Raw genomic sequence first — 21,111 nt, forward strand, 5'->3', positions numbered from 1 at the left:
ACCACTATTCACTAAAAATTTCCGACTTTTTATCCTCAATTTTCTGCCATCCTCGCTACGGGCGCTATTCTCGGACAGCCTCCTAGCAAAAACTGAAGTGTTACTCTGGCCGTCCCTTGTAATCGAAAACGTTAAAAGTACAATAGCCGTGTTATCGCTTCACAATCTTTGAGAAAAACAAGAGAAACAAGAAAAAAGGAGTGTCCCGGGTGTTTAAACTAACGGTTGATAACGACATCAATTTATATCTTGTCAATGAAGCCTTTACTCAAAGGTATGTTGAGCTGGTAAAACAAGACAACGACTACCTTTCACAGTGGCTGCAGTGGCCAAGGTTTTGTAAAAGCCAGGATGATTTCAACGACTTTGTCAAGCGCTCTCTCCACGAATATGCTGAGGGTAAATCCATGATGTGTGCCATTGATTATTGTGGCCATATTGTGGGTAATTGCGGTTTCAATACCATTAAACACGACGTTAAAGTGGCTGAAATGGGTTATTGGTTAGGTAAAGACTATCAAGGCAATGGCATTATGACGCGGGTGTGCCGCTACCTTATCGATTATGCCTTCACGCAACTTTATATGAATAAAGCGCAAATTTCAGCAGCAGAGCGCAACCTGCCAAGCAGAGCTGTCTGTGAACGCTTAGGCATGCAACTCGAAGGCATCATCACCAACCAGGAAAAAGTCGGCGATAGTATTCTCAATCACGCCATCTACGGTATCCACAACACCAAAATACAGAAGTCCGCAGGGCCTCAGTTAAATTGAGTGAAAACATCCAGTAAAGTGTCTGTCTCTGATTTATCTGTGTAGATATGGGGAGACAAGCGCATACCTGACGCCCTTACGTCAAACTTTACCTTCTGGTGTTGCAGCGCCTTCACGACCTCGTCTTGCTGTTGAAACTTTAATACCAAAGTTCCACCACGCTGCTCTTGATTGACAGGCGACACCACCACAGTTTGATCCAGACTATCCACAATACGCTGGGTAATGGACTGATTATGTTCACGAATAGGTTGTATGCCGATATCCAATAGCGTATTGATACCATGGGTAGCCACCACATAAGGCATGACTGACGGTGTGCCACCCCAAAAGCGTGCGGCATCATCAGCGTACTCAAAATGCCGAATATTGAACTCAAATGGATTTTTGTGTGAGAACCATCCCACGTCTTTGGGTGCTAATTTCCCCACCATAGCCGCATTAAACCAAATAAAACCAGCGCCGGGGCCACCACATAACCACTTTACGCACGACCCCAGGACAACATCGGCATTCCATAGGGAAAAATCAATGGGCACTACACCACTGGACTGAGCGATATCTACAATGGCCAATACCCCTTGCTCATGGGCTAATTCAATGACCTTTTGTACCGGGGCGAGTTTACCGGTGTTGTAATGGGCATGGGTAATAAACACGGTATAAACGTCTTTTGTCATATATTGATGCCAGACATCCATATCCAGGATATCCAGATGTTTCGGGATAAAGCGAACCTGATATCCTTCAGGCAGAGCGTATTCGGCGGCAAAGCCCATGGACGGGAAATCATTCTCCGTCATCAAAATGACCTTCTTCTGGCCCGGTGAAGTAAAGGCGCCAAGCAGTTTACTCAAGCCGCTCGATAAGTTAACTTGCGGGCAAAATTGCTGAGGCTGAGAATTGAACAAGGTGGCAAGGGCTTGTTGAAATGTATCAAACACCTGCATCCATTGCCCCCAGGGATCTGGACTGCCTGTGCGCCACGGCTCAAAAAAATGCGTTTGCACGTAATCGGGCGTATCCACTGGCAAGCGACCCACGGAATGGTTTAACAGATACAACCCCTCGCCCAGCTCAAAGTGGCTCTTGATCATTGTGTTTGCTCCGTAGTGAGGGTCGTTCGCAAGAACTCAACATCTTGATAGCGTGTGGGAATATCATTCCTGTTTGCGGCGGTCCGTAAATCATGCAGCTTCTTCAGTGCAGTAATGAGCGCATCTAAAGGGGGGCCACTGGCCGTCATGTCTTGTTTTTGGGTTAATACGTTGTCATTAGCTGGCTTAACAATGAACTTGGACACCAACGCTTGATGGTGCTGAATAGCGGTTTTTCCATGGGCCGCGCACACGGCCAGAAAGGCCCTGAGATTATCCTGATACCAACGGGACTGTCGGTCTTGTTCCGAGACTTGAATAAACTCGTCCATCAAACTTTTTCTGCGCATGCAATCGCGCAGGATCAATTGATCTTGTGGGCGCATAAACAAAAACTTATCGACTAATAGCTGTGAATAATACGGGTCATCGCCCCGGCACAATCCGAGCAGTAAATCAATGACATTGATACCGGCGAAATCACCGGCGTTTGCCCCGCGGTATTCGTGCCTGCCCACTCTGTGCGTTTTGTAATAAGGCCTGACGTTGAAGAAAAAATGGTCGACATCGAGAATGGCAAACAAGGTCTCATTATTCACGTAGACGTCGTTAAGGGCGACTGTCGCCACCTCCAGAAGATCTTTGGTGACAGGGTGAGAAATTCCCAGGGGCAGGCAATGTAACAAGGCTTCCGACGCGCGAATATAGGCAAACACGCCTTTGACATTGTAATCAAGAAATATTTTTTCGTCCTCCAGGGAAGTGAATGTTTTGTATTCACCGTTAATGGCTCTGTTATGGGTTTCAAGATGCGCCGACGCAAACCGGGGCACTACCCCTAATGAGGCACCAAGGTGCATCGCAAGTGCTGAAGCTTCTTTTAAACTGTGATCGGACCGGTCCATAGCGCCTGGCACTTCATGACGTCTGCACGCGGCAAGAAAAAATCCAACGTTACCCAGTAAATCAAACCCACTGTCAAAACCTTCGTCAGTATTGCCCTCTTTGAGCAGCCGGGATACGAAGTGATTTCCTTGTATCACCAGGTCTTGTTTGAGATTTTCACCGATATCGCTGACATTTTCACGAGCCTGCTGAGCAAAGTACAATGACTCTAACTCGGAGTTGATTGCCTTAAAGTCCTTTCTGATCCAATCATCAAATGCACGGGATAGCCTCGTCGCCATGTGAAATCTCCAAATAATACCAATTGTCTTTTCTAATCGCGGAATTGAGCAAGCTATTTTGGGCTGGGCAAGGCAAAGTGACGAGTGATAGCGCTAGCTATTGCGAGGAGTTTTAACGCAGATCCAGCGGCCCAAACCGGAGTTAGAAGAGTCAACTGGTATTATTACTCAACATCATCACAAGCCCGATAATATTGGTCGCTCCCTTAGTGGTTATGCAAATGGTTATCTTACACGCTTTTGATAAATTCATTTATCAGTTTTCAGCACAGTCCAGTAGCTACTGCTGAGGTTTATTCAGATCCCACACCCTGATGGTGTTGTCAAAAGAGCCCGATAGAATTCGCCCGTCAGGCAGTATTTTGATCAATACAACCTGTTGGGTATGTCCACTGAGCGTTGCTACGCATTTCTTTCCCTCCGGCTGGCTCAGATCCCACACCTTCAGGGTATTGTCACAAGAACCCGACACAATCCGTCCATCAAACAATATGTTAACTACTGTCACCCAGTCAGTATGCCCGCTCAGCGTTGCTACACATTGTTTATCCTCTGGTTGATTAAGATCCCACACCTTCAGGGTTTTGTCATAGGAGCACGACACAATACGACCATCAGGCAGTATCGTGACTGCTGTCACTCCTGAGGCATGCCCCGTCAACGTTGCTACACACCGCAGCCCCTTGGGTTTATTCAAATCCCACACCTTCAGCGTATTATCACAAGCGCCCGACACCAGCCAACCATCAGGTAGCATTTTGACTGCTGTCACTTCTGAGGTATGCCCCCTCAGCGTTGCTAAACAGCGCCGCTCCTCCGGTTGGTTTAAATCCCACACCCTCAGAGTATTGTCATAAGAGCACGACACAAATCGTTCATCAGGCAGTATTAGGACTTTTCCCACCCGGCTGGTATGCCCCCTCAGCGTTGCAACACATTCCTGCCCTTGAGGTTGATTCAGATCCCACACCTTCAGCGTATTGTCATAAGAACCCGACACCAACCGCCCGTCAGGCAGTATTGTGACCACTTCAACAAAGCCGGTATGCCCATTTAGCGTTGTTAAACATTGTTGCCCTTCTGGCTGGCTCAGATCCCACACCCTCAGAGTATTGTCATAAAAACCTGATATAAATCGCCCATCAGGCAGTATTGTCAGCACTATCACCTCTTCAAAATCCCCACTGAGCGTTGCTACACATTGCTGCCTCTCTGGTTTATTGAGATCCCACACCTTCAGGGTTTTGTCACGAGAGCCCGACACCAGTCGCCCATCAGGCAGTATTATGAGTGCTGTCACCCATTCGGTATGCCCTTTCAGTGTCCCTATACATTCCAGCTGATTTTTTTTTGACGCCAGAAATTGATTACTTTTAAATCTGTGGTAAGCAAGCAGTAACAAAGGATCATCAATGCTCTGGTATGGAGTAAAAGATAGATGATTGATTGTTATTGATCTTCTATACCCTTTAAGGCTAACGCCATAATATTCCCGACTTAGTATTTTCAGCTGCTCTTTTAAAGTAAGGCAGAATCCAAATTTTTTACAGGTTCTAGCGAGATGACTTCTATCCTCAGCAGATAAATATTTTGCTGTTTTCAAGATTACATCTTCTGGAAGCTCACATATCGGAAAATAGTCACTGACCGCAAACGTGTAATGAGAGAAAACAATGCCGCTATAAAAAAAACAGTACAAACAACATTTTTTAAAATACCTTAACAACGTAATACCCTGAAATTGTATTTTATTCGTTTGCTAGTGTTATCCCCGCACCATCGAGGCCAGGAGCTTGTGGGACTTATGCTCGAAAGCATAAGTCCCACAAGCTCCTAGCGCTTTATCCCTTTGCGCCGGTTATAAACAATTGTGTACAAGAGTGTCCATTTTTAGCGCACCACATCAGGGATCAGCGACTACACATAACAGTTCGTCAACCAACGGTTGAAAATAACTTTCAACCGCTGGAAATTCATCAGGCAGGGGGTATCGCTCACAAAGCAACAGAAGATCAAGGTCAGCCCTGCAAACCACAGACCCACGCGTTCTGCCTAATTGTTTTTCCAGTTGTTTACACCAGGATTTAAGCGCGTCAGGGGTAATGGTAGCCTCAAAATAAACGACACCATTTAAGTAATCAGCCGCTTTTCTCCCCTGGGCTTGTGACCAGCATAACTGGCTGACCCGTATCTCACCAAAGCGACTGCGCAGCGCTGCTATCATTGCCTGGCAATGACGCTCTGGATCGTCATTGGAACCAATACCAACAAAACAGTGCGTCACAATGCCTCCCTTGTTCGTTCGCACCATACACTGGCCATAGCCCCTTTCAGGGCTTGTGGCTTACGAATACGCACGCCCACTTTACTAATAGCAGGATGCTCAAAAAGCAGATAAATAATGCCACCAGCAAGTGCTTCGAGCAATGCGTAACGTGACTGTTCGCAAAACGATCGTACTTTTTTACTCAAGGCATCGTAGTCCAGCGCATCTTTGAGATCGTCGCTCTCAAATGCCCGGGAGAAGTCTGTGGTGAGTTCCAGATCAATCAACAACGGTTGCGGTGAAACTTGCTCAAACGCGTAAACGCCGATCACTGCTTCCGTTTCAAGGTTTTCTACGCGGACTTTATCGTTCATCTTCATGATCTGTTTACCGGTTCCAGTGTTTCCATAGGCCAGCGGGGTTCAGGCGCCACTGCCAGCGTCTCCCGCTGGCCTGCCAGCAACCGTTGACAGCCGGCAAAGGCGATCATGGCACCATTATCCGTGCACAATGCCGGGCGAGCATAATACAAAGTGGCTTGCTCTTTCGTCACCATGGCCTCCAGAGCCTGTCTCAAGGGTTGGTTGGCACTGACGCCACCGGCAATAACCAGTTGCTTCATGTTGGTTTGTCGCAAAGCCCTGCGGCATTTCAGGGTAAGGGTATCAACCACAGCCTCTTCAAAGGCCCGGGCAATATCGGCTTTGTCCTGGTCGTTGAAACAGCCTTCTTGCTGGCACCTGGCGACAGTATTGAGGGTAAACGTTTTCAGGCCGCTGAAACTAAAATCCAGCCCGGGCCGATCTGTCATGGGTCTTGGAAACCGAAAACGTCCGGTGACACCTTGTACCGCAAGTTTAGAGATAGCCGGCCCTCCGGGATAGTTTAGCCCAAGCATAGCAGCTGCTTTATCAAATGCTTCCCCTGCCGCATCGTCCAGGGACTCACCTAGCAATGCGTAATGCCCAATCCCATCGACCTGCACAAGCTGTGTATGCCCACCAGAAACCAGCAATGCCAGAAAGGGAAACGCGGGTGGATTCTCTTCGAGCATAGGTGCCAACAGATGGCCTTCCATGTGGTGTACACCTATTGCCGGCACGCCCCAGGCCCAGGCCAGCGCTCGCCCGGTACAGGCACCGACCATCAGTGCGCCGACCAGCCCCGGTCCTTTGGTGAAAGCCACAGCCCCAATATCGGATTTTTCGATACCGCTCTGGCGCAATACCTTGAGAATGAGGGGGATGACCCGACGAACGTGATCCCGGGAGGCGAGTTCAGGCACAACACCGCCGTAGTCGTTATGCATGCTTATCTGACTGTACAAGGCATCAGCCAGCAGCCCACGTCCACTGTCATAAAGCGCTATACCGGTTTCATCGCAGGATGTTTCAATCCCAAGGACTATCATTCACTTTACTCTCTGATATTATGGGTGGTGGGATCATTATCATACCGGAAGGGTTGATCTTTTGCATTTTCAGGCAATACCCTTTAAAATTTCCTGCCTTGAAAATACGCGGCTACTCTTGATCTTTCGCAGGTGTCTTTTGCAGGTCGTTTGAAAGCCTGGCCGCACTTTCTAGATTTCAGGCCGAAATTGTCTTAAGTCCGATAGGCTCCTGGGTGACGCCTTAAGGCATCAAATCTTTTGACAAGTTCGGCTTGCGACGCTACATACATACTGAATCAACCATTGTTTTATATAGGAAGGTGAGCTCTGCATGCCTGCTGTTAAAGTTAAAGAGAATGAACCGTTTGATATCGCTCTACGCCGCTTTAAGCGCTCTTGCGAGAAAGCTGGCGTTCTGGCTGAAGTGCGCCGCCGTGAGCACTACGAAAAGCCAACTTCAGTTCGCAAGCGTAAAGCTGCTGCAGCCGTCAAGCGTCATCTGAAAAAACTGCAACGCGAACAGCGCCGTCGTGAGCGTTTGTATTAATCTGTTGCAAATTAACAGCTGTTTGGTATACGTATCTGCCCGGAACTGGTGACCGGCTGAAATACTAGCCCGGATATTTCATAAACATGCTCCTGGCCTTGCTTGCTCCTTGCGGCTCTAAGGGAGTCTTGCTCAGTCGACCGTACTCCCCGGTACGGCGCTCCTTCGCAAAATCCCTTAGAGCCGCAAGGTTCCGCGCAATTCTCAGGGCAGTTTATGAAATATCCGGGCTAGGAGTCTGTCGGACTTAAGACAATTTCTGCCTGAAATCCAGGAAGTGCGAGAAAGTGCGAGAAAGTGCGAGAAAGCGCGGCCAGAATTTTATGCTCGAAAGCATAAGTCCGGCAGGCTCCTGGTCTGCTCTCATAAAATGTCAGAAAAAAGGGATTGAGCATGAGCGAATGCAAGGTCAAAGCACAACTGAAAGAAGCCATGAAGGCCTCTATGCGCAATCGCGATAAAGCTCGTCTGGCAACGGTGAGACTGGCCCTGGCAGAATTGCAGCGCGTTGAAGTGGATGAGAAATCCATTGACGACAAGCGCGCCCTTGCCGTATTGGACAAAATGGTCAGGCAACGCCGCGATGCTATTGTTCAGTTTGAATCTGCAGGGCGCACCGATCTTGCTGACCAGGAAAAGGTTGAGCTGGCTATCCTTAAAGATTTTCTTCCGGCACAGCTGTCTGAAGCTGAACTGATCGGACTCGTTAACCAGGCTATTGCTGAAACGGGTGCTTCAAGCATGCGGGATATGGGAAAAGTGATGGCTATGGTTAAGTCTGAGGCTCACGGTCGTGCTGATATGTCTGCGATCAGCGCAATTGTAAAAAGCCGGCTTACTGGTTAACAATCCAGTAAACTGCCGTTTTTGCAACTATCTGTCACCCCGTCCCTGCGGGCAATGTGTTGACTATCAAATACGCTAACGATTGAATGTGCTGACTATTGGCAGTGTCAGTGATAATCTTCCTGTATCTCTTTCACGGCAAAGTATCCACATTCCGTTATGGCCGGACGCATTCCACAGTATTTTATCGACGACCTTCTTGCTCGACTCGATATCGTTGACATCGTCGACAGCCGGGTAAAACTCAAGAAAACCGGTCGAAACTATTCAGCCTGCTGCCCATTTCACCAAGAAAAAACCCCCTCATTCAGCGTCAGCCCTGAAAAACAATTTTATTACTGCTTTGGCTGTGGTGCCAGCGGGAACGCGCTGGGGTTTGTGATGGACTTCGATCACCTGGACTTTCCCACAGCGGTGGATGAGCTGGCGGGCAGACTGGGACTTGAGGTGCCTCGAGAACAAAATACACACGCCATCAAGGGGCCAGATTATTCAGACCTCTATCAATTACTGGAAAAAGCAGCCGCCTTTTTTCAGACACAGCTGCGCCAGCATGAAGCCTCACCAAAGGCTGCCCAGTATTTAAAACACCGTGGATTGGACAAACAGTGCATCGAGACATTCAATATTGGTTTTTCTCCACCGGGCTGGGATAACCTGCAAACATTTTCGAACAATCAGGGTATTTCTGACAAAAAACTGATTGAGTCAGGACTTCTTGTTAAACAAGATGACACTGGACGTATTTATGACCGGTTCAGAGACCGCTTGATGTTTCCCATCCGGGATAGCCGTGGTCGGACTATCGCCTTTGGTGGCCGGATTCTTGGCGACGGAAAACCGAAGTATCTGAACTCACCAGAAACCCCGGTCTTCCTTAAGGGTAAAGAGCTTTACGGTTTGTATGAAGCCCGCAAAGCCAACCGCTCTTTGGACCAGGTAATTGTCGTTGAGGGGTATATGGATGTTGTCGCCCTGTTTCAGCAGGGCATCACCAACAGTGTCGCCACCTTGGGAACGGCTACCACCGCAGATCATATGCGGCGACTGTTTAAACTGGTGCCTGATGTGGTATTTTGTTTTGACGGTGACGATGCCGGTCGCAGGGCCGCCTGGCGTGCCCTTGAGTCAACGCTTCCCTTAATGGAAGATGGTCGCCAGGCGCGCTTTTTGTTTTTACCTCAAGGGGAAGACCCTGACAGCATCATTCGTCAAGAAGGCGCTGAGGCCTTCCGCAACCGCATCCGGCAACACACCCTGAGCCTGGATAATTTCTTGTTCAACGCCCTCGAAGAAGGGCTTGACCTTAACGCTATGGATGGAAGAGCACGATTAACAAAGCTGGCTCAGCCCTACATGAACCAATTACCCGAAGGGATTTTTAAAGCGCTGATCCTGGATAAACTCGCAGCTCGGACCGGCCTGGATAAGCACCAGCTACTGAGTCATTTATCTGAAGAGCCACAGTCTTTTGTGGACAGCTCACCGGCACCCGCATCCCCCCCCGCAGGGACTGAGCATTTGCATCGTGTTCCGGCTGACACTGGCGCCCCCCACTATTATTCCTCGACGGCAGCCCCCTTATACCGGATATCACCTGTTCAGCCATCACCACAACCTGTCAGTAAAGTCAGTGCGGCAGACTATGCCATTCGCCAGCTAATTAGCAATACATCACTGGCAACAGGCGTTGCCGCTGAAATGATTACCCGCTTGAAGGAAAGCTCTTCAGGGGATTGCCGGATACTGGCCAAACTGCTGGAAACCTTGCGGCACTCCCCCGGCCTGTCAGCGTGTGCCCTGATCTCACAGGAATACGGCACGACTGAAGGTCAGCGCCTGCTGAAGCAAGTGGAGCTTGACCTTGGTACTCAAACCAATGAACAGGAGTTCCATGAGGCGCTGAGACACATCATGGAGAAAATAGAAAATGAGCAAAAGCAGGCGCGGCTCAATGAACTAAAACAGGCGCTGGCAAGCCAGCCCCTTTCGCAAATGAACGCGCGGCAGCGACAACAATACAGAAAACTTCTTCAACTACCAGTAATGCTTAGGGAAAATACTGAAAAAAAATAACTGCATAAAGGGCTTTTTTAGGTATATACTTGAATTTCACCATGCCCGGTGAAAAGTCGACGTGATTTAGCTAATGAGCCTCTAAAAAACACCCCTGGTAGTAAAGGAAGAAGTAGGTGAAGGTGACTTCGTACCCCCAAGCTCACTCTTCCACGAGCAGGCAAGTTTTGGTGTTGTGGTTGTTCAAACAAAAACAACATTATTGTCCCACGCCACAGGTTTGTTTTTTTAGACTCTGCAACTGCACAATACACTCCCGGTCTGAAAATACCAAGGAAGGGAATCTGCATCATGGACTGCATTTCGGTGCCTCGCTCCATCAGTAATCGAGCAAACAGTGGCAACGTGCTGCCAGTCTCGACTTATGAGCTATACTTGCCTGCTTACGTTTTTTCGTCCGGCACCTCACTTTCGCTGTTGTTAAAGGGTTGATATGTCAGCAAATTCTCAACAACAATCCCGACTGAAAGAGCTTATCACCCGCGGTAAGGAACAGGGATACCTGACTTACGCGGAGGTTAACGACCATCTGCCGGAAGATATTTCCGATCCTGATCAGGTGGAAGACATTATCCGCATGATCAACGATATGGGAATCAATGTCTACGAAACGGCTCCGGACGCTGATACGCTGCTCATGTCCGAAGCCGATACCGATGAGGCCGCTGCTGAAGAAGCGGCCGCCGCACTTGCTGCTGTTGAGCAAGAAACGGGTCGAACAACTGACCCCGTTCGCATGTATATGCGTGAAATGGGTACAGTAGAGCTTTTGACCCGTGAAGGCGAAATCCAAATAGCAAAACGCATTGAGGAAGGGTGGCGGGAAGTCATGTCTTCTTTGGCCAAATTTCCAGGGTCTGTTCAAATTGTTCTGGATGAATATGACCGGATTGTCGAAACAGAAGGCCGTCTTAATGATTTAATCAGCGGCTACATTGACCCTGATGAAGAAGCCATTCCTACGGCTACAGCCGCGCCAGATCTGACCCCGGGAGACTTCGATAGCGATGATTCGGGGGAAGACGAAGACAGTGAGGAGCCTGGCGGCCTTGACCCTGAAGAAGCCAAAGAGCGTTTTGGGGAATTAAAGGCGCAACTGGAGAAAACCACGGCTATCCAGCTAAAAGAAGGCATCACCGCCAAAACCACCAAAGCATCACAGGATGAGCTGGCAGATATTTTCGTTACCTTCAGGCTTGTACCGCGCATCTTTGATCTGCTTGTCTTCCGTATTCGAAATACCCTGAATAATATCCGTACCAATGAGCGGACAGTGATGCAGCTGTGTGTCCGCCGCGCAAAAATGCCCCGGAAGATCTTCCTGCAAAGCTTCCCAGGCAATGAAACCAACCTGGAATGGGTTAACGTAATTAAATCGGGCAGCGGGAACTATGCCAATAACATAGAAAACTACCAGGTAGAAATTATCCGTGCTCAAAAGAAACTAGCCAATATTGAAAAAGAGTTTCTGATGACACTGCCCCAGGTCAAAGACATCAACCGTAAGATGTCGCTGGGTGAAGCACGCGCGCGCCGTGCAAAAAAAGAGATGGTAGAGGCTAACCTCCGCCTGGTGATCTCTATTGCCAAAAAATACACCAATCGTGGCTTGCAGTTTCTTGACCTGATTCAAGAAGGCAATATTGGTCTGATGAAGGCCGTTGACAAGTTTGAGTACCGCCGTGGTTATAAATTTTCAACCTATGCCACCTGGTGGATTCGTCAGGCTATTACCCGCTCTATTGCTGATCAGGCACGCACCATTCGCATTCCGGTGCATATGATTGAAACCATCAACAAACTGAACCGGATTTCGCGCCAGATGCTACAGGAAATGGGTCGGGAGGCAACGCCTGAAGAGCTAGCCCAGCGCATGGAAATGCCTGAAGACAAAGTTCGTAAGGTGCTCAAAATCTCTAAAGAACCCATCTCAATGGAGACACCCATTGGCGATGATGAAGACTCGCATCTGGGAGATTTTATCGAGGATGCGGCCATGCAATCACCCGTTGACCGTGCTACCAACTCGGGCCTGATGGAGTCTACCCGACAAGTATTATCAGGTCTGACCGCGCGGGAATCGAAAGTGTTGCGAATGCGTTTTGGTATTGATATGAATACCGACCACACCCTTGAGGAAGTTGGCAAGCAATTTGACGTAACCCGTGAGCGTATTCGTCAGATTGAAGCCAAAGCCTTGAGAAAGCTCCGCCATCCAACGCGCTCAGACCATTTACGTAGCTTCCTTGATGAGTAATCGGTAAGCCACTTGAAAAAAAACAGGCCCGAAAAGGCATAATGCTTCTTCGGGCCTGTGGCGGTTTTTTAGCCAGGGGAGCCTGCGACGATGTGCTATTCGGATGTTACGCGGTTAACTTCCTCCAAGGTGGTTACCCCTTCAATCACTTTTATAATGCCTGACTGGCGCAGGTTATTGAATCCGGCCTTTTGAGCCACTGCAGCAATTTCCAGAGAATTCCCCTCTGCCATAACGATTTTTTGCAAATCAGGCGTCATTTTAACCACTTCATAAATACCTACCCGTCCCTTGTAGCCTTTATTACACTGGTCACACCCAACAGGCCCGTAGATACTTAAATTTTTCAACTGATCTGCAGTAAAACCTTCACTGATTAACGTTTCTTCAGGAATACTCAGCTCTTCTTTGCAGCGGTTACAAAGCCTTCGAGCCAGTCGCTGGGCAATAATCAAGCTCACGGAGGTGGCAATATTAAAAGGAGGAACGCCCATATTTTGCAGACGCGTGAGTGTTTCCGGCGCACTGTTAGTGTGCAGAGTCGACATGACCATATGGCCGGTCTGGGCGGCTTTTATGGCAATATTCGCCGTTTCCAGATCCCGGATCTCACCGACCATAATAATATCAGGGTCCTGACGCAGAAATGCCCGTAGTGCTTCGGCAAAATCCATCCCCTGCTTGGGGTTTACATTGACCTGGTTGATGCCATCGAGGTTAATTTCCACCGGGTCTTCTGCCGTTGAGATATTTCGCTCCGTGGTATTGAGGATATTAAGCCCCGTGTATAAAGACACGGTCTTACCCGAACCTGTGGGACCTGTAACCAGAATCATCCCCTGGGGTTGGTACAGGGCTTCCATGTACATCCCTTTTTGGTCTTCTTCATAACCAAGGGCATCAATCCCCATTTGGGCGCTTGATGAGTCCAAAATACGCAGAACGATCTTTTCTCCCCACAGGGTTGGGCAGGTATTTACCCTGAAATCAATGGCTTTGGTTTTGGACAGCTTCAATTTTATACGACCATCCTGCGGTTTGCGGCGCTCGGAAATATCCATCTCAGACATAATCTTCAGACGAGAAGATATTTTCGGCGCCAGGGTAATAGGTGGTCGGGTAATTTCTTCTAGTACGCCATCGGTTCTAAAGCGAACCCGGTAGCTTTTCTCATAAGGCTCAAAGTGAAGGTCAGAAGCCCCTCCTTTAATAGCTGAAAGCAGCATCTTATTGACGAACTTAACAACAGGCGCATCAGTTTCATCATCTTCACCCTCTCCCTGGTCAGAATCACCCGAATGGGCAGTTTCAACATTTCCCATGGCATCATCGTCATCATCATCAGACAATGCATTTTCCGGGTCATCCAGTACCCGTTCAATAAAAGGCCCCAGCTTACCTTCTTCAACAATCACCGGGTGGATTGTTTTTCCTGTATTAAATCGAAACTCTTCAAACACCTGCTCTTGTGTGGGGTCTGTCACGGCAACAAATAAGTGCTTCCCACGACAAACCAATGGCATAATTTGATGCTTTCTAATGAGTTTGAGGGGAGCCAGCTCTTTGTCCATGGTGCCCATATCAATAGTACTTATATTCAATACAGGGATACCAAACTCTTTGCTGGTCAATTCAGCGATGTCCCTTGAAGCAACAAGATTTGAGGATACAAGGCTGTTAGATAACGAGATACTCTCAGTCTGCGCCTTTAGCATCGCTGAGCGGACTTTTTCCTCACTCAGGAACTCTTCTGCTACCAGACGGGCAGCGAGACCTGTAAGCGGTTTATCTGCCATAGTAGTTGAAGACCTTTATGGATTGAAGACTCTTTCCCGGTTGAAGACTCTTTCCCGGTTGAAGACTCTTTCCCGGTTGAGGACTCTTTCCCGGTTGAAGACTCTTCTTGGGTTGAAGACTCTTATCATTATTGTTATTGATTACTATAACCAGCTCGCAAAGTCTTATCAATGACCAACCCTGAAGGGGTAACGAGGGCGTTGAGCATTCAAGCAAATTGGTAAGACGCCGATAGAAACAGGCACTAGCTATAAAATAAAATGGATTTTACTAACGGGGATTGCAAAATGGACTTTAACAGACAGTATCTTATACCATCGAGGCTAACCGGTTTTACCTTGATAGAACTCATGATTGTTGTGGCAATCATTGGTATTCTGGCCTCTGTCGCGATTCCTCAATATCAGCAGTATACCCGCAATGCCTTGGCAACAGCGGCCCTAAGCGAGGTGAAATCTTATCAAACAGCCATTGCTATTTGCGCCCAGACAGACGTTATCCAAAATTGCACGTTAACAACATCTGCTAACAGCACACAGGTACCTCCTGCTGCCGGAAAGATCACCCAAGGCACCTATTCAAATAATAATTACGCAGAACTTATTGTTACCCCCGCAGGCAATTTTGGCACACAGACGCTGATATTCAGATCTGACGATGCCGGTGGCAACTGGATAATGAGCTGTAACAATCAAGGTATAACAACAAACAATAACTTATGTGCCACCGGCGCTGTGACTGCCAATGTCGCCTGGAATCAGAAATCAGGCGGCGGCTTCTGAGGCAAACTTGTCACCCCGTTCCCATGCCTAGGAGCCTGTCGGACTTATGCTTTCGAGCATAAAATTCAGTAGGGCGAGTCAGAATTTTCGATCAATTTGTGCGAATAGTTGACCTATTTAAGCAAATTAATCGGAAATTCTGGCCGCACTTTCTCGTACTTTCTCGCACTTCCTGGATTTTAGGCCGAAATTGTCTTAAGTCCGACAGGCTCCTAGGAACGCCTGCCTTAATTTCCCCACTCATTGGACAAACCAAGCCCAGGCAGGTATTTCCACGCAAAGCATGTTAACGCAACACTCAAGAACATGCTTTTTTATACTGGCTCTAAGGGGCTTTTCAGGTAATCTGAGGTATAGGGCAAATGTTGTCGACCATTAAACGCAACACTCAAATCATTCCCCGTGAGAAACCCCATGGCTTCACGCTAATAGAACTTATGATTGTGGTGGCCATCATTGGTGTACTGGCCACTGTTGCGATTCCTCAATACCAGGAATATACCCGTAACGCATCCGTAACAGCGGCCCTGAGCGAGATCAAACCTTATCAGTCAGCCATCGCCATTTGTACACAAACACAAACTTTGGATGATTGTGTTCCGGGGGGAACCGGCGGAGTCCCGGCAGCAGCAGGGAAAATACGTCTGGGATTCAGTGACAGTGGCTATATCACCCTTGTGGTATTGCCTGGCGGCGCCTTCAGCTACCAGTACCTGGGGTTTCGCTCCTACGACGGTAGTACCTGGCAAATGACGTGCAATAATAGCGGTGTTACCACCAAAAACGCACTGTGCCAACTGGATGCTGTCACCTCTTTCAGCATATACAATCAGCAAAAACGCGGTGGGTTTATAGTACCTAAGAAATATATAATACCTAAGATGCCAGCATCATCCAATTAGTCTGTGTGTGACGAATCGCTCATGAGTAAGATGACTTCTGCTATTTCTTGTGTTTTCAAATACTGCTGTATTAATCGCGCCTGTGCTATTGATATAGATGTCAATTGACTTATAGTTTTAGGCGTTGCCAGCAATAAGGCATGAAAGTTGTTAAAATGTTGGGCCAAAGCGCGCGCGCGTTTGGTGCCAACATCAGGCAGGCTCAATGCTATCAGCTTGACATCAAAAGGCTGCGTAATTACATGGTTCAGGACATCCGGCAGTAACACAGCTTTCTCTGACGCGCCTCCCCCCACCTCGTCCAATCGCAACACATCAGCCAACACCTTGATATGACCATTGTCAACCAATGTATCCAGGATAGTCCTGTTCATTGAGGGTATGGCCAGACCGTGGGATCCGGTAAACCAGAGTAATCGTGCAAAAAACTGTTGTTTGCATGGGAGTGTGTATCGTAAACAGCTAAAAGGTGTATAAACATCTGCCGCCGGTATATCAATTGGCCTGTGATCTGATGTATGAATCACTACCCGTTTAAAAACCGGGGTGGCTTGCCCCTGAAGCCCGATGGATACAGTATCTCCTGGGGTAATATCGTACTGCTTTAACCGACCCACACTGCCAAGGGAAACAGATGAAACCGCTTGCGCACCCAGTTTTACAGTATCCACAGACAGCACTGGCGTTATTTTTCCCGACCGACCAATGACAAAATCAATGCCCTTTACCTTGGTTAAGGCCGTTTGTGCAGGAAATTTCCAAGCAATAGCCCAGGAGGGCCTTTCTTCATTGACTGGACGCTGATTGTCAGGGCTAACATTGACTTTCACGACAATGCCATCCATCAAAAAAGGCAGAGGCTTTGGAGGATTCATCAATAGCTCACGATGTTTCCGGATATCTGCCAGAGTCCCTACCTTGTGGGTATACAAAGCGGGCCACGAAAACCCCATTTTAGCCAACGTCCCGGTAGCTTCAAGCCTTGAGGAATAGGGAGAATTTACCCAGCGCCACGGAAAAAAATCCAGTTTTCTCATGGCATCAGTATCCGTTTTTTTGCGATTAATATGACCTGCCACATAATGGCGGGCAGACGCGTAGTGCCCGAGTCCATCGTCAAAAAAGTCCAAGCGCGCAAATAGCTCTCCGTGGAGAATAACCACGGTATCGACGGGCAACTGCTTGGGTATCGCTGGAATCTTATCTACCTGACTGAGGATATTAAGCCCGCGTTTGCCATCACCACGTGTAGCGGCTGACTGAAGATGTCCATGCTCGTAGACAAGCTCAACAGCAATACCGTCAATCTTTGGCTGAAGGATAAAGGTGCTTTTTTGGTGTTTAGTGAGAAAAGCCTGTACGTCGTCAGGCTCATAGGTTTTATGCAAGCTGCCCATAAATGCCCAATGCTGTTGGGATTCTCCCCGGATACTGTTATGGCTGACAGGAGGAACGAAAAGGCTGGGAAAACAGGATTGGAAGTGAGCGAGCTGATGGCTTAATTGGTCATACTCAGCATCGGTAATTTCAGCTTTATTGTGTTGAAAGTACAGTTTGTCGTGATAACTAATCGCATCAGTGATCTCGATGATGGCTTTTTTTGCCTCACTATCAGACAACTGTGGACAGGCAGCCGCGTGTGACAGCACCGGCAATAACCATAGAAAGAGTTCCTTCACCCTGTGCCCCTTCACTTGTAGGCTCTTCGTTATTACCACGCTACCACAGACAGCACGGGCGATAAAAAGGGCCGTTTTCCCATGGAATCAGGCAGGATTTGATGCAGGTCGATTGCATTTTTATAGCAATAGAGCCTAGAATCCACAGGCACTTGATCCACTTGTTACGCGATTAGCGATTTTATGACTCAACCTGTTCTAAAGCCCCGTGATTTACGCGCTTTGTTTCCTGCCCTTCATCAGCACGTCAATGGCACCCCCCTGGTCTATTTGGACAATGCCGCTACAACCCATAAGCCACTGTCAGTGATTGAAGCAACTTCACAGTATTACCGGGAAAACAATGCCAACGTCCACCGTGGGGCTCATGCCCTTAGCGCCCGCGCGACTGCCGCTTATGAGCAGGCACGCAATACAGTGCAGCACTTTCTGAATGCCCGCCATGGCAATGAAATTATCTGGACGCGAGGCACGACAGAAGCCATCAACCTGGTAGCCTATAGTTGGGGTGAACAGAACCTGTCCAAAGGTGATGAGATTTTGCTAACGCGGATGGAGCATCACGCTAATATTGTGCCCTGGCAGTTAGTGGCTAAAAGGACGGGAGCGGTGGTTAAAGTCATCAATATTTTGCCCTCAGGGGCATTGGATGTTGCCAGCTTTCGTCGTCAGCTTTCCCCTAAAACCAGGATGTTGGCCATGACGCAAACCTCCAACGTTACCGGCATGATTAATCCTGTCAAAACATTCATCGACGAAGCCCACAGTGTCGGTGCTTGTGTGCTGATAGATGGTGCACAGGCTGTTGCCCATCAACCCGTTGATGTACAGGCACTGGACTGTGATTTTTATACTTTCTCAGGGCACAAGGCCTTTGGTCCCACGGGGATAGGGGTTCTCTATGGTAAAAAAGCGCTGTTAGATGCCATGCCTCCCTGGCAAGGGGGAGGTGAGATGATTCGTTCCGTGAGTTTTGAGCAGACTACTTTTAATCACCTACCCCATAAATTTGAAGCGGGCACGCCCAATATTGCCAGCGCTATTGGGCTTGCAGAAGCATTGTCATTCATAAAGCGTCTTGATGGCAAAGCACTGAGGGATCATGAAGCACAATTAAGGCAGCGCCTGGTTGATGGTTTGTCGTCCATACACGGCATCAGGCTGGTAGGTGTACTTGCCCACGGTGCACCGGTTATATCGTTCATATCAGAGCATTTTCATCCGCAAGACATTGGTACATTGCTGGACCAGCAAGGTGTGGCAGTCAGGGTCGGGCACCATTGTGCCATGCCGTATATGGAGGCTCTGGGGGTTAGCGGCACCGTTCGTGCGTCCATTGCCGGGTACAACACCACCGAAGATGTGGATGCCTTTTTGGCATCACTGTCGAGCGTGCACGAGAAAAATACAGTCCCCCTGCCTGTCATTGATGCAGGAATAAACAACATAAATGATATGTTTGACAATGTGCCCTTTGGCAAAAGGGTTACTCAAAAAGATATTAATAATACGCTGCTACCACTTAATCACTGGCAAGCACGTTACCGGGAAATTATCCGGTTAGGTAAATCGCTACCCTCTCTATCTCACCAGTTAAAAACAGAGCAAGCGCTGCTTCAGGGTTGTGAAAGCCCGGTATGGTTCCACTATCGTTTTGACAAAAATTCTCGACAGTGGCAGTTTATTGCTGATTCTGACGCTCGGATTATTAAAGGATTGATAGCTTTGATACTGGTTGCTTTTAACCATAAAACTTCACAGGAAATTCAGGCATTTGATATTGACCACTGGTTTAAAAAACTTGGGTTAACACAACATCTCAGCCCATCCCGAAGCAGTGGCTTACAGGCTATTATTACCACGATAAAATCAGTGGCTTCTTCTTAAACTTTATTTGTCTTTTTGAACAGAAACCTTGCAGCCTATAAAAAACCGTCTATAACTAGATCACTATGGCAGACGGTTAAAATACGCTATAACAATTAACATCAGAACAACTTAAAAAATGGCATTTTTAAAATAACTAATACTAACCAGCAAACAAGACGTTTAATACCTGACAAATACCCGCTGCATTTTATACAGCATGACAAGGTGATGCTCATGAAAGGTAAAACGACTCTTCAAGATAGACTATTTTATTTATATCCAAAGCAAATAGACGAACAGCAACGACCCATCGCAAGGCGTCTTTTTCAGTGGCGCAAGTATTCAATTATGCTTGCGGCAGTGGTTATCACATTGTTAAGTCCTTATCCAAATAATGATGGGTGTCTCTTTGCTAATCCGGGGGACTCAGAAGATTCGGATAGTGAAAGTAACTTTACTCGGAATCTGTCGGGATCCCAAAAAACGGTAGTACATAATCAGCCCTCAACGCCTGACGATGGTGAATTTCAGGGGGAAAACCCGGATTGTAAAAAAACCATTAAGGAAGCGGATAAAAAAACAACGTCTTGCTTTCCCTTTAAGAAGCTCCCTGGACCTACTGTAAAATCACACGCATTCGCCATAGCTGAAAGTGTCGCCTTACCTGAAACAGGTTCTTCCCAGTTACCCAATAACGATAGGTGGGAATTACCCGGTGGTAAATTCCGCCCTCTCAGTGAATTGAAGCTTCCCAATATCTCCTTCCGACTACTGACTGAGCTAACAAGCTATGAGAAACCTGTGATACCACCTGAAAGTACTTTTATCGTCCAAAAAGGCAAAGGTGTGGAAATCACCTGGCAAGCCCCATCAGAAGACAGAACCATGATTATACTGTTGTCTGATTATGGAATTGGGGTGGAGAATAAAAATAAGTACTATACCGTTATTTTTCGCGTTCACGATAATAGTGATTATCCAACGGAAAGTATACGCATAGTCAGCTTTAGTGGTAACGATGCGGGAAAAATCAAGACCAACTATAAATCATGGAAAACTCTACCCCTTGAAAGCGAAGCCGCAAAGGACGAACCTGATAACAATATAAAGACATTCATGGTACAACTTAGCCACAAAGAACTGGAAGAAATCCATGGCGACCAGATATACTTTGGTTTCTACTTACCATGCGCTCAAAATTGTCCACAGAAAACGCCTGTAGTTATTGAATCATTTTATATATTCTTAACTCCCAAGAGAAATACCTTAAGTCAATCGTGCCTCGCGGGTAATGTCATAAAAAAAACACGGGGGTATCAAAGTAGCGTCTCCAATTAGCGAAAGCGTTCAAACGTTTAAATAATGTACTACCGTATACAATACCAATCGCGCTTTTTAACTGTTCTATTACAGTGGTTATCTGAGGGAAAATCCTGCATTGAAGTTTCTCGCCATAGCTTCAGCCATGACGAGTAACTTCGCCTTTACTTTTCGCCAGCCCTTCTCATAACGAAGCTAGGAGCCTGTCCGAGAATAGCGCTCGTAGCGAGGATTACGAGAAATTGAGGATAAAAATTTCTGCTTCTGAGGATAATAGTGGGGCTATTTGATGAAGAAGCAGGAATTTTTAGACCAATTTA

At 47.6% G+C, this 21,111-nt stretch carries 16 protein-coding genes and 1 pseudogene; 9 read left to right on the forward strand and 8 right to left on the reverse strand.

What is annotated here, in order from left to right; genetic code table 11:
* Positions 1-209 precede the first annotated feature (209 nt).
* Positions 210-773 (forward strand): GNAT family N-acetyltransferase, encoded by a 564-nt coding sequence (locus V4C51_RS13230; RefSeq protein ID WP_330926648.1) that lies wholly within the window; start codon positions 210-212, stop codon positions 771-773.
* Here V4C51_RS13230 and V4C51_RS13235 read toward each other — a convergent pair.
* From V4C51_RS13235 to tsaD, 6 genes are all read right to left on the reverse strand, one after another.
* Complete coding sequence (locus V4C51_RS13235; RefSeq protein ID WP_330926649.1) at positions 761-1,870, reverse strand: aminotransferase class V-fold PLP-dependent enzyme; 1,110 nt, start codon at positions 1,868-1,870, stop codon at positions 761-763. The genes V4C51_RS13230 and V4C51_RS13235 overlap by 13 nt on opposite strands.
* Entirely contained in the window at positions 1,867-3,057 is a 1,191-nt protein-coding gene (locus V4C51_RS13240; RefSeq protein WP_330926650.1) for a PrnB family protein, read from the reverse strand. The genes V4C51_RS13235 and V4C51_RS13240 overlap by 4 nt, the downstream gene beginning before the upstream one ends.
* Before the next feature lie 280 nt (positions 3,058-3,337).
* Complete coding sequence (locus V4C51_RS13245) at positions 3,338-4,660, reverse strand: WD40 repeat domain-containing protein (protein ID WP_420797676.1); 1,323 nt, start codon at positions 4,658-4,660, stop codon at positions 3,338-3,340.
* A 300-nt stretch (positions 4,661-4,960) separates the two neighbouring features.
* The gene (locus V4C51_RS13250) at positions 4,961-5,341 is read right to left on the reverse strand and encodes a 2-amino-4-hydroxy-6-hydroxymethyldihydropteridine diphosphokinase (protein ID WP_330926652.1); all 381 of its coding nucleotides are present in this window, start codon (positions 5,339-5,341) and stop codon (positions 4,961-4,963) included.
* Entirely contained in the window at positions 5,338-5,703 is a 366-nt protein-coding gene (gene folB, locus V4C51_RS13255; RefSeq protein WP_330926653.1) for a dihydroneopterin aldolase, read from the reverse strand. Before folB ends, V4C51_RS13250 begins: the two co-directional genes overlap by 4 nt.
* A complete protein-coding gene (gene tsaD / locus V4C51_RS13260; RefSeq protein ID WP_330926654.1) occupies positions 5,700-6,734 on the reverse strand; it encodes a tRNA (adenosine(37)-N6)-threonylcarbamoyltransferase complex transferase subunit TsaD in 1,035 nt (344 codons plus the stop codon). Before tsaD ends, folB begins: the two co-directional genes overlap by 4 nt.
* A 313-nt stretch (positions 6,735-7,047) precedes the next feature.
* Here tsaD and rpsU point away from each other — a divergent pair, with 313 nt between their 5' ends.
* From rpsU to rpoD, 4 genes are all read left to right on the forward strand, one after another.
* Positions 7,048-7,263 (forward strand): 30S ribosomal protein S21, encoded by a 216-nt coding sequence (gene rpsU, locus V4C51_RS13265; protein ID WP_263081988.1) that lies wholly within the window; start codon positions 7,048-7,050, stop codon positions 7,261-7,263.
* Positions 7,264-7,656: 393 nt separating this feature from the next.
* The gene (locus V4C51_RS13270) at positions 7,657-8,109 is read left to right on the forward strand and encodes a GatB/YqeY domain-containing protein (RefSeq protein ID WP_330926655.1); all 453 of its coding nucleotides are present in this window, start codon (positions 7,657-7,659) and stop codon (positions 8,107-8,109) included.
* Between the two features lie 159 nt (positions 8,110-8,268).
* Positions 8,269-10,185, forward strand: a complete 1,917-nt coding sequence (dnaG, locus tag V4C51_RS13275; protein WP_330926656.1) for a DNA primase — start codon at positions 8,269-8,271, stop codon at positions 10,183-10,185.
* Between the two features lie 433 nt (positions 10,186-10,618).
* Positions 10,619-12,442: an RNA polymerase sigma factor RpoD gene (rpoD, locus tag V4C51_RS13280; RefSeq protein WP_330926657.1), complete on the forward strand. Its 1,824-nt coding sequence runs from the start codon at positions 10,619-10,621 to the stop codon at positions 12,440-12,442.
* A gap of 95 nt (positions 12,443-12,537) precedes the next feature.
* Here the strand turns inward: rpoD and pilB are convergent, their stop codons facing one another.
* A complete protein-coding gene (pilB, locus tag V4C51_RS13285; RefSeq protein ID WP_330926658.1) occupies positions 12,538-14,238 on the reverse strand; it encodes a type IV-A pilus assembly ATPase PilB in 1,701 nt (566 codons plus the stop codon).
* 288 nt (positions 14,239-14,526) lie between these two features.
* On the opposite strand from pilB, the pseudogene V4C51_RS18155 reads away from it, so the two are divergent.
* Together V4C51_RS18155 and V4C51_RS13295 are read left to right on the forward strand one after the other, a co-directional pair.
* A pseudogene (locus V4C51_RS18155) lies at positions 14,527-14,653 on the forward strand (pilin); the annotation flags it as partial.
* 730 nt (positions 14,654-15,383) lie between these two features.
* A complete protein-coding gene (locus tag V4C51_RS13295; RefSeq protein WP_330926659.1) occupies positions 15,384-15,923 on the forward strand; it encodes a pilin in 540 nt (179 codons plus the stop codon).
* Here the strand turns inward: V4C51_RS13295 and V4C51_RS13300 are convergent.
* On the reverse strand, positions 15,920-17,602 hold the full coding sequence (locus V4C51_RS13300; protein WP_330926660.1) for a helix-hairpin-helix domain-containing protein: 1,683 nt from the start codon (positions 17,600-17,602) through the stop codon (positions 15,920-15,922). The two genes, V4C51_RS13295 and V4C51_RS13300, sit on opposite strands and share 4 nt — an antisense overlap.
* A gap of 183 nt (positions 17,603-17,785) precedes the next feature.
* Here V4C51_RS13300 and V4C51_RS13305 point away from each other — a divergent pair, with 183 nt between their 5' ends.
* Positions 17,786-19,489: a SufS family cysteine desulfurase gene (locus V4C51_RS13305; RefSeq protein ID WP_330926661.1), complete on the forward strand. Its 1,704-nt coding sequence runs from the start codon at positions 17,786-17,788 to the stop codon at positions 19,487-19,489.
* 216 nt (positions 19,490-19,705) lie between these two features.
* Positions 19,706-20,809: a hypothetical protein gene (locus V4C51_RS13310; RefSeq protein WP_330926662.1), complete on the forward strand. Its 1,104-nt coding sequence runs from the start codon at positions 19,706-19,708 to the stop codon at positions 20,807-20,809.
* Positions 20,810-21,111: the final 302 nt, after the last annotated feature.

This window comes from Candidatus Sororendozoicomonas aggregata, assembly GCF_031528575.1.
GTDB classification, from domain to species: domain Bacteria; phylum Pseudomonadota; class Gammaproteobacteria; order Pseudomonadales; family Endozoicomonadaceae; genus Endonucleibacter; species Endonucleibacter aggregata.

Bases quoted from the DNA above. Each gene is read 5' to 3' on its own strand.
- V4C51_RS13240 (WP_330926650.1), bottom strand. From the start codon at position 3,057: ATGGCGACGAGGCTATCCCGTGCATTTGATGATTGGATCAGAAAGGAC.
- rpoD (WP_330926657.1), top strand. From the start codon at position 10,619: ATGTCAGCAAATTCTCAACAACAATCCCGACTGAAAGAGCTTATCACC.
- V4C51_RS13310 (WP_330926662.1), top strand. From the start codon at position 19,706: ATGAAAGGTAAAACGACTCTTCAAGATAGACTATTTTATTTATATCCA.
- V4C51_RS13235 (WP_330926649.1), bottom strand. From the start codon at position 1,870: ATGATCAAGAGCCACTTTGAGCTGGGCGAGGGGTTGTATCTGTTAAAC.
- V4C51_RS13270 (WP_330926655.1), top strand. From the start codon at position 7,657: ATGAGCGAATGCAAGGTCAAAGCACAACTGAAAGAAGCCATGAAGGCC.
- rpsU (WP_263081988.1), top strand. From the start codon at position 7,048: ATGCCTGCTGTTAAAGTTAAAGAGAATGAACCGTTTGATATCGCTCTA.
- dnaG (WP_330926656.1), top strand. From the start codon at position 8,269: ATGGCCGGACGCATTCCACAGTATTTTATCGACGACCTTCTTGCTCGA.
- V4C51_RS13295 (WP_330926659.1), top strand. From the start codon at position 15,384: ATGTTGTCGACCATTAAACGCAACACTCAAATCATTCCCCGTGAGAAA.
- tsaD (WP_330926654.1), bottom strand. From the start codon at position 6,734: ATGATAGTCCTTGGGATTGAAACATCCTGCGATGAAACCGGTATAGCG.
- folB (WP_330926653.1), bottom strand. From the start codon at position 5,703: ATGAAGATGAACGATAAAGTCCGCGTAGAAAACCTTGAAACGGAAGCA.
- V4C51_RS13305 (WP_330926661.1), top strand. From the start codon at position 17,786: ATGACTCAACCTGTTCTAAAGCCCCGTGATTTACGCGCTTTGTTTCCT.
- pilB (WP_330926658.1), bottom strand. From the start codon at position 14,238: ATGGCAGATAAACCGCTTACAGGTCTCGCTGCCCGTCTGGTAGCAGAA.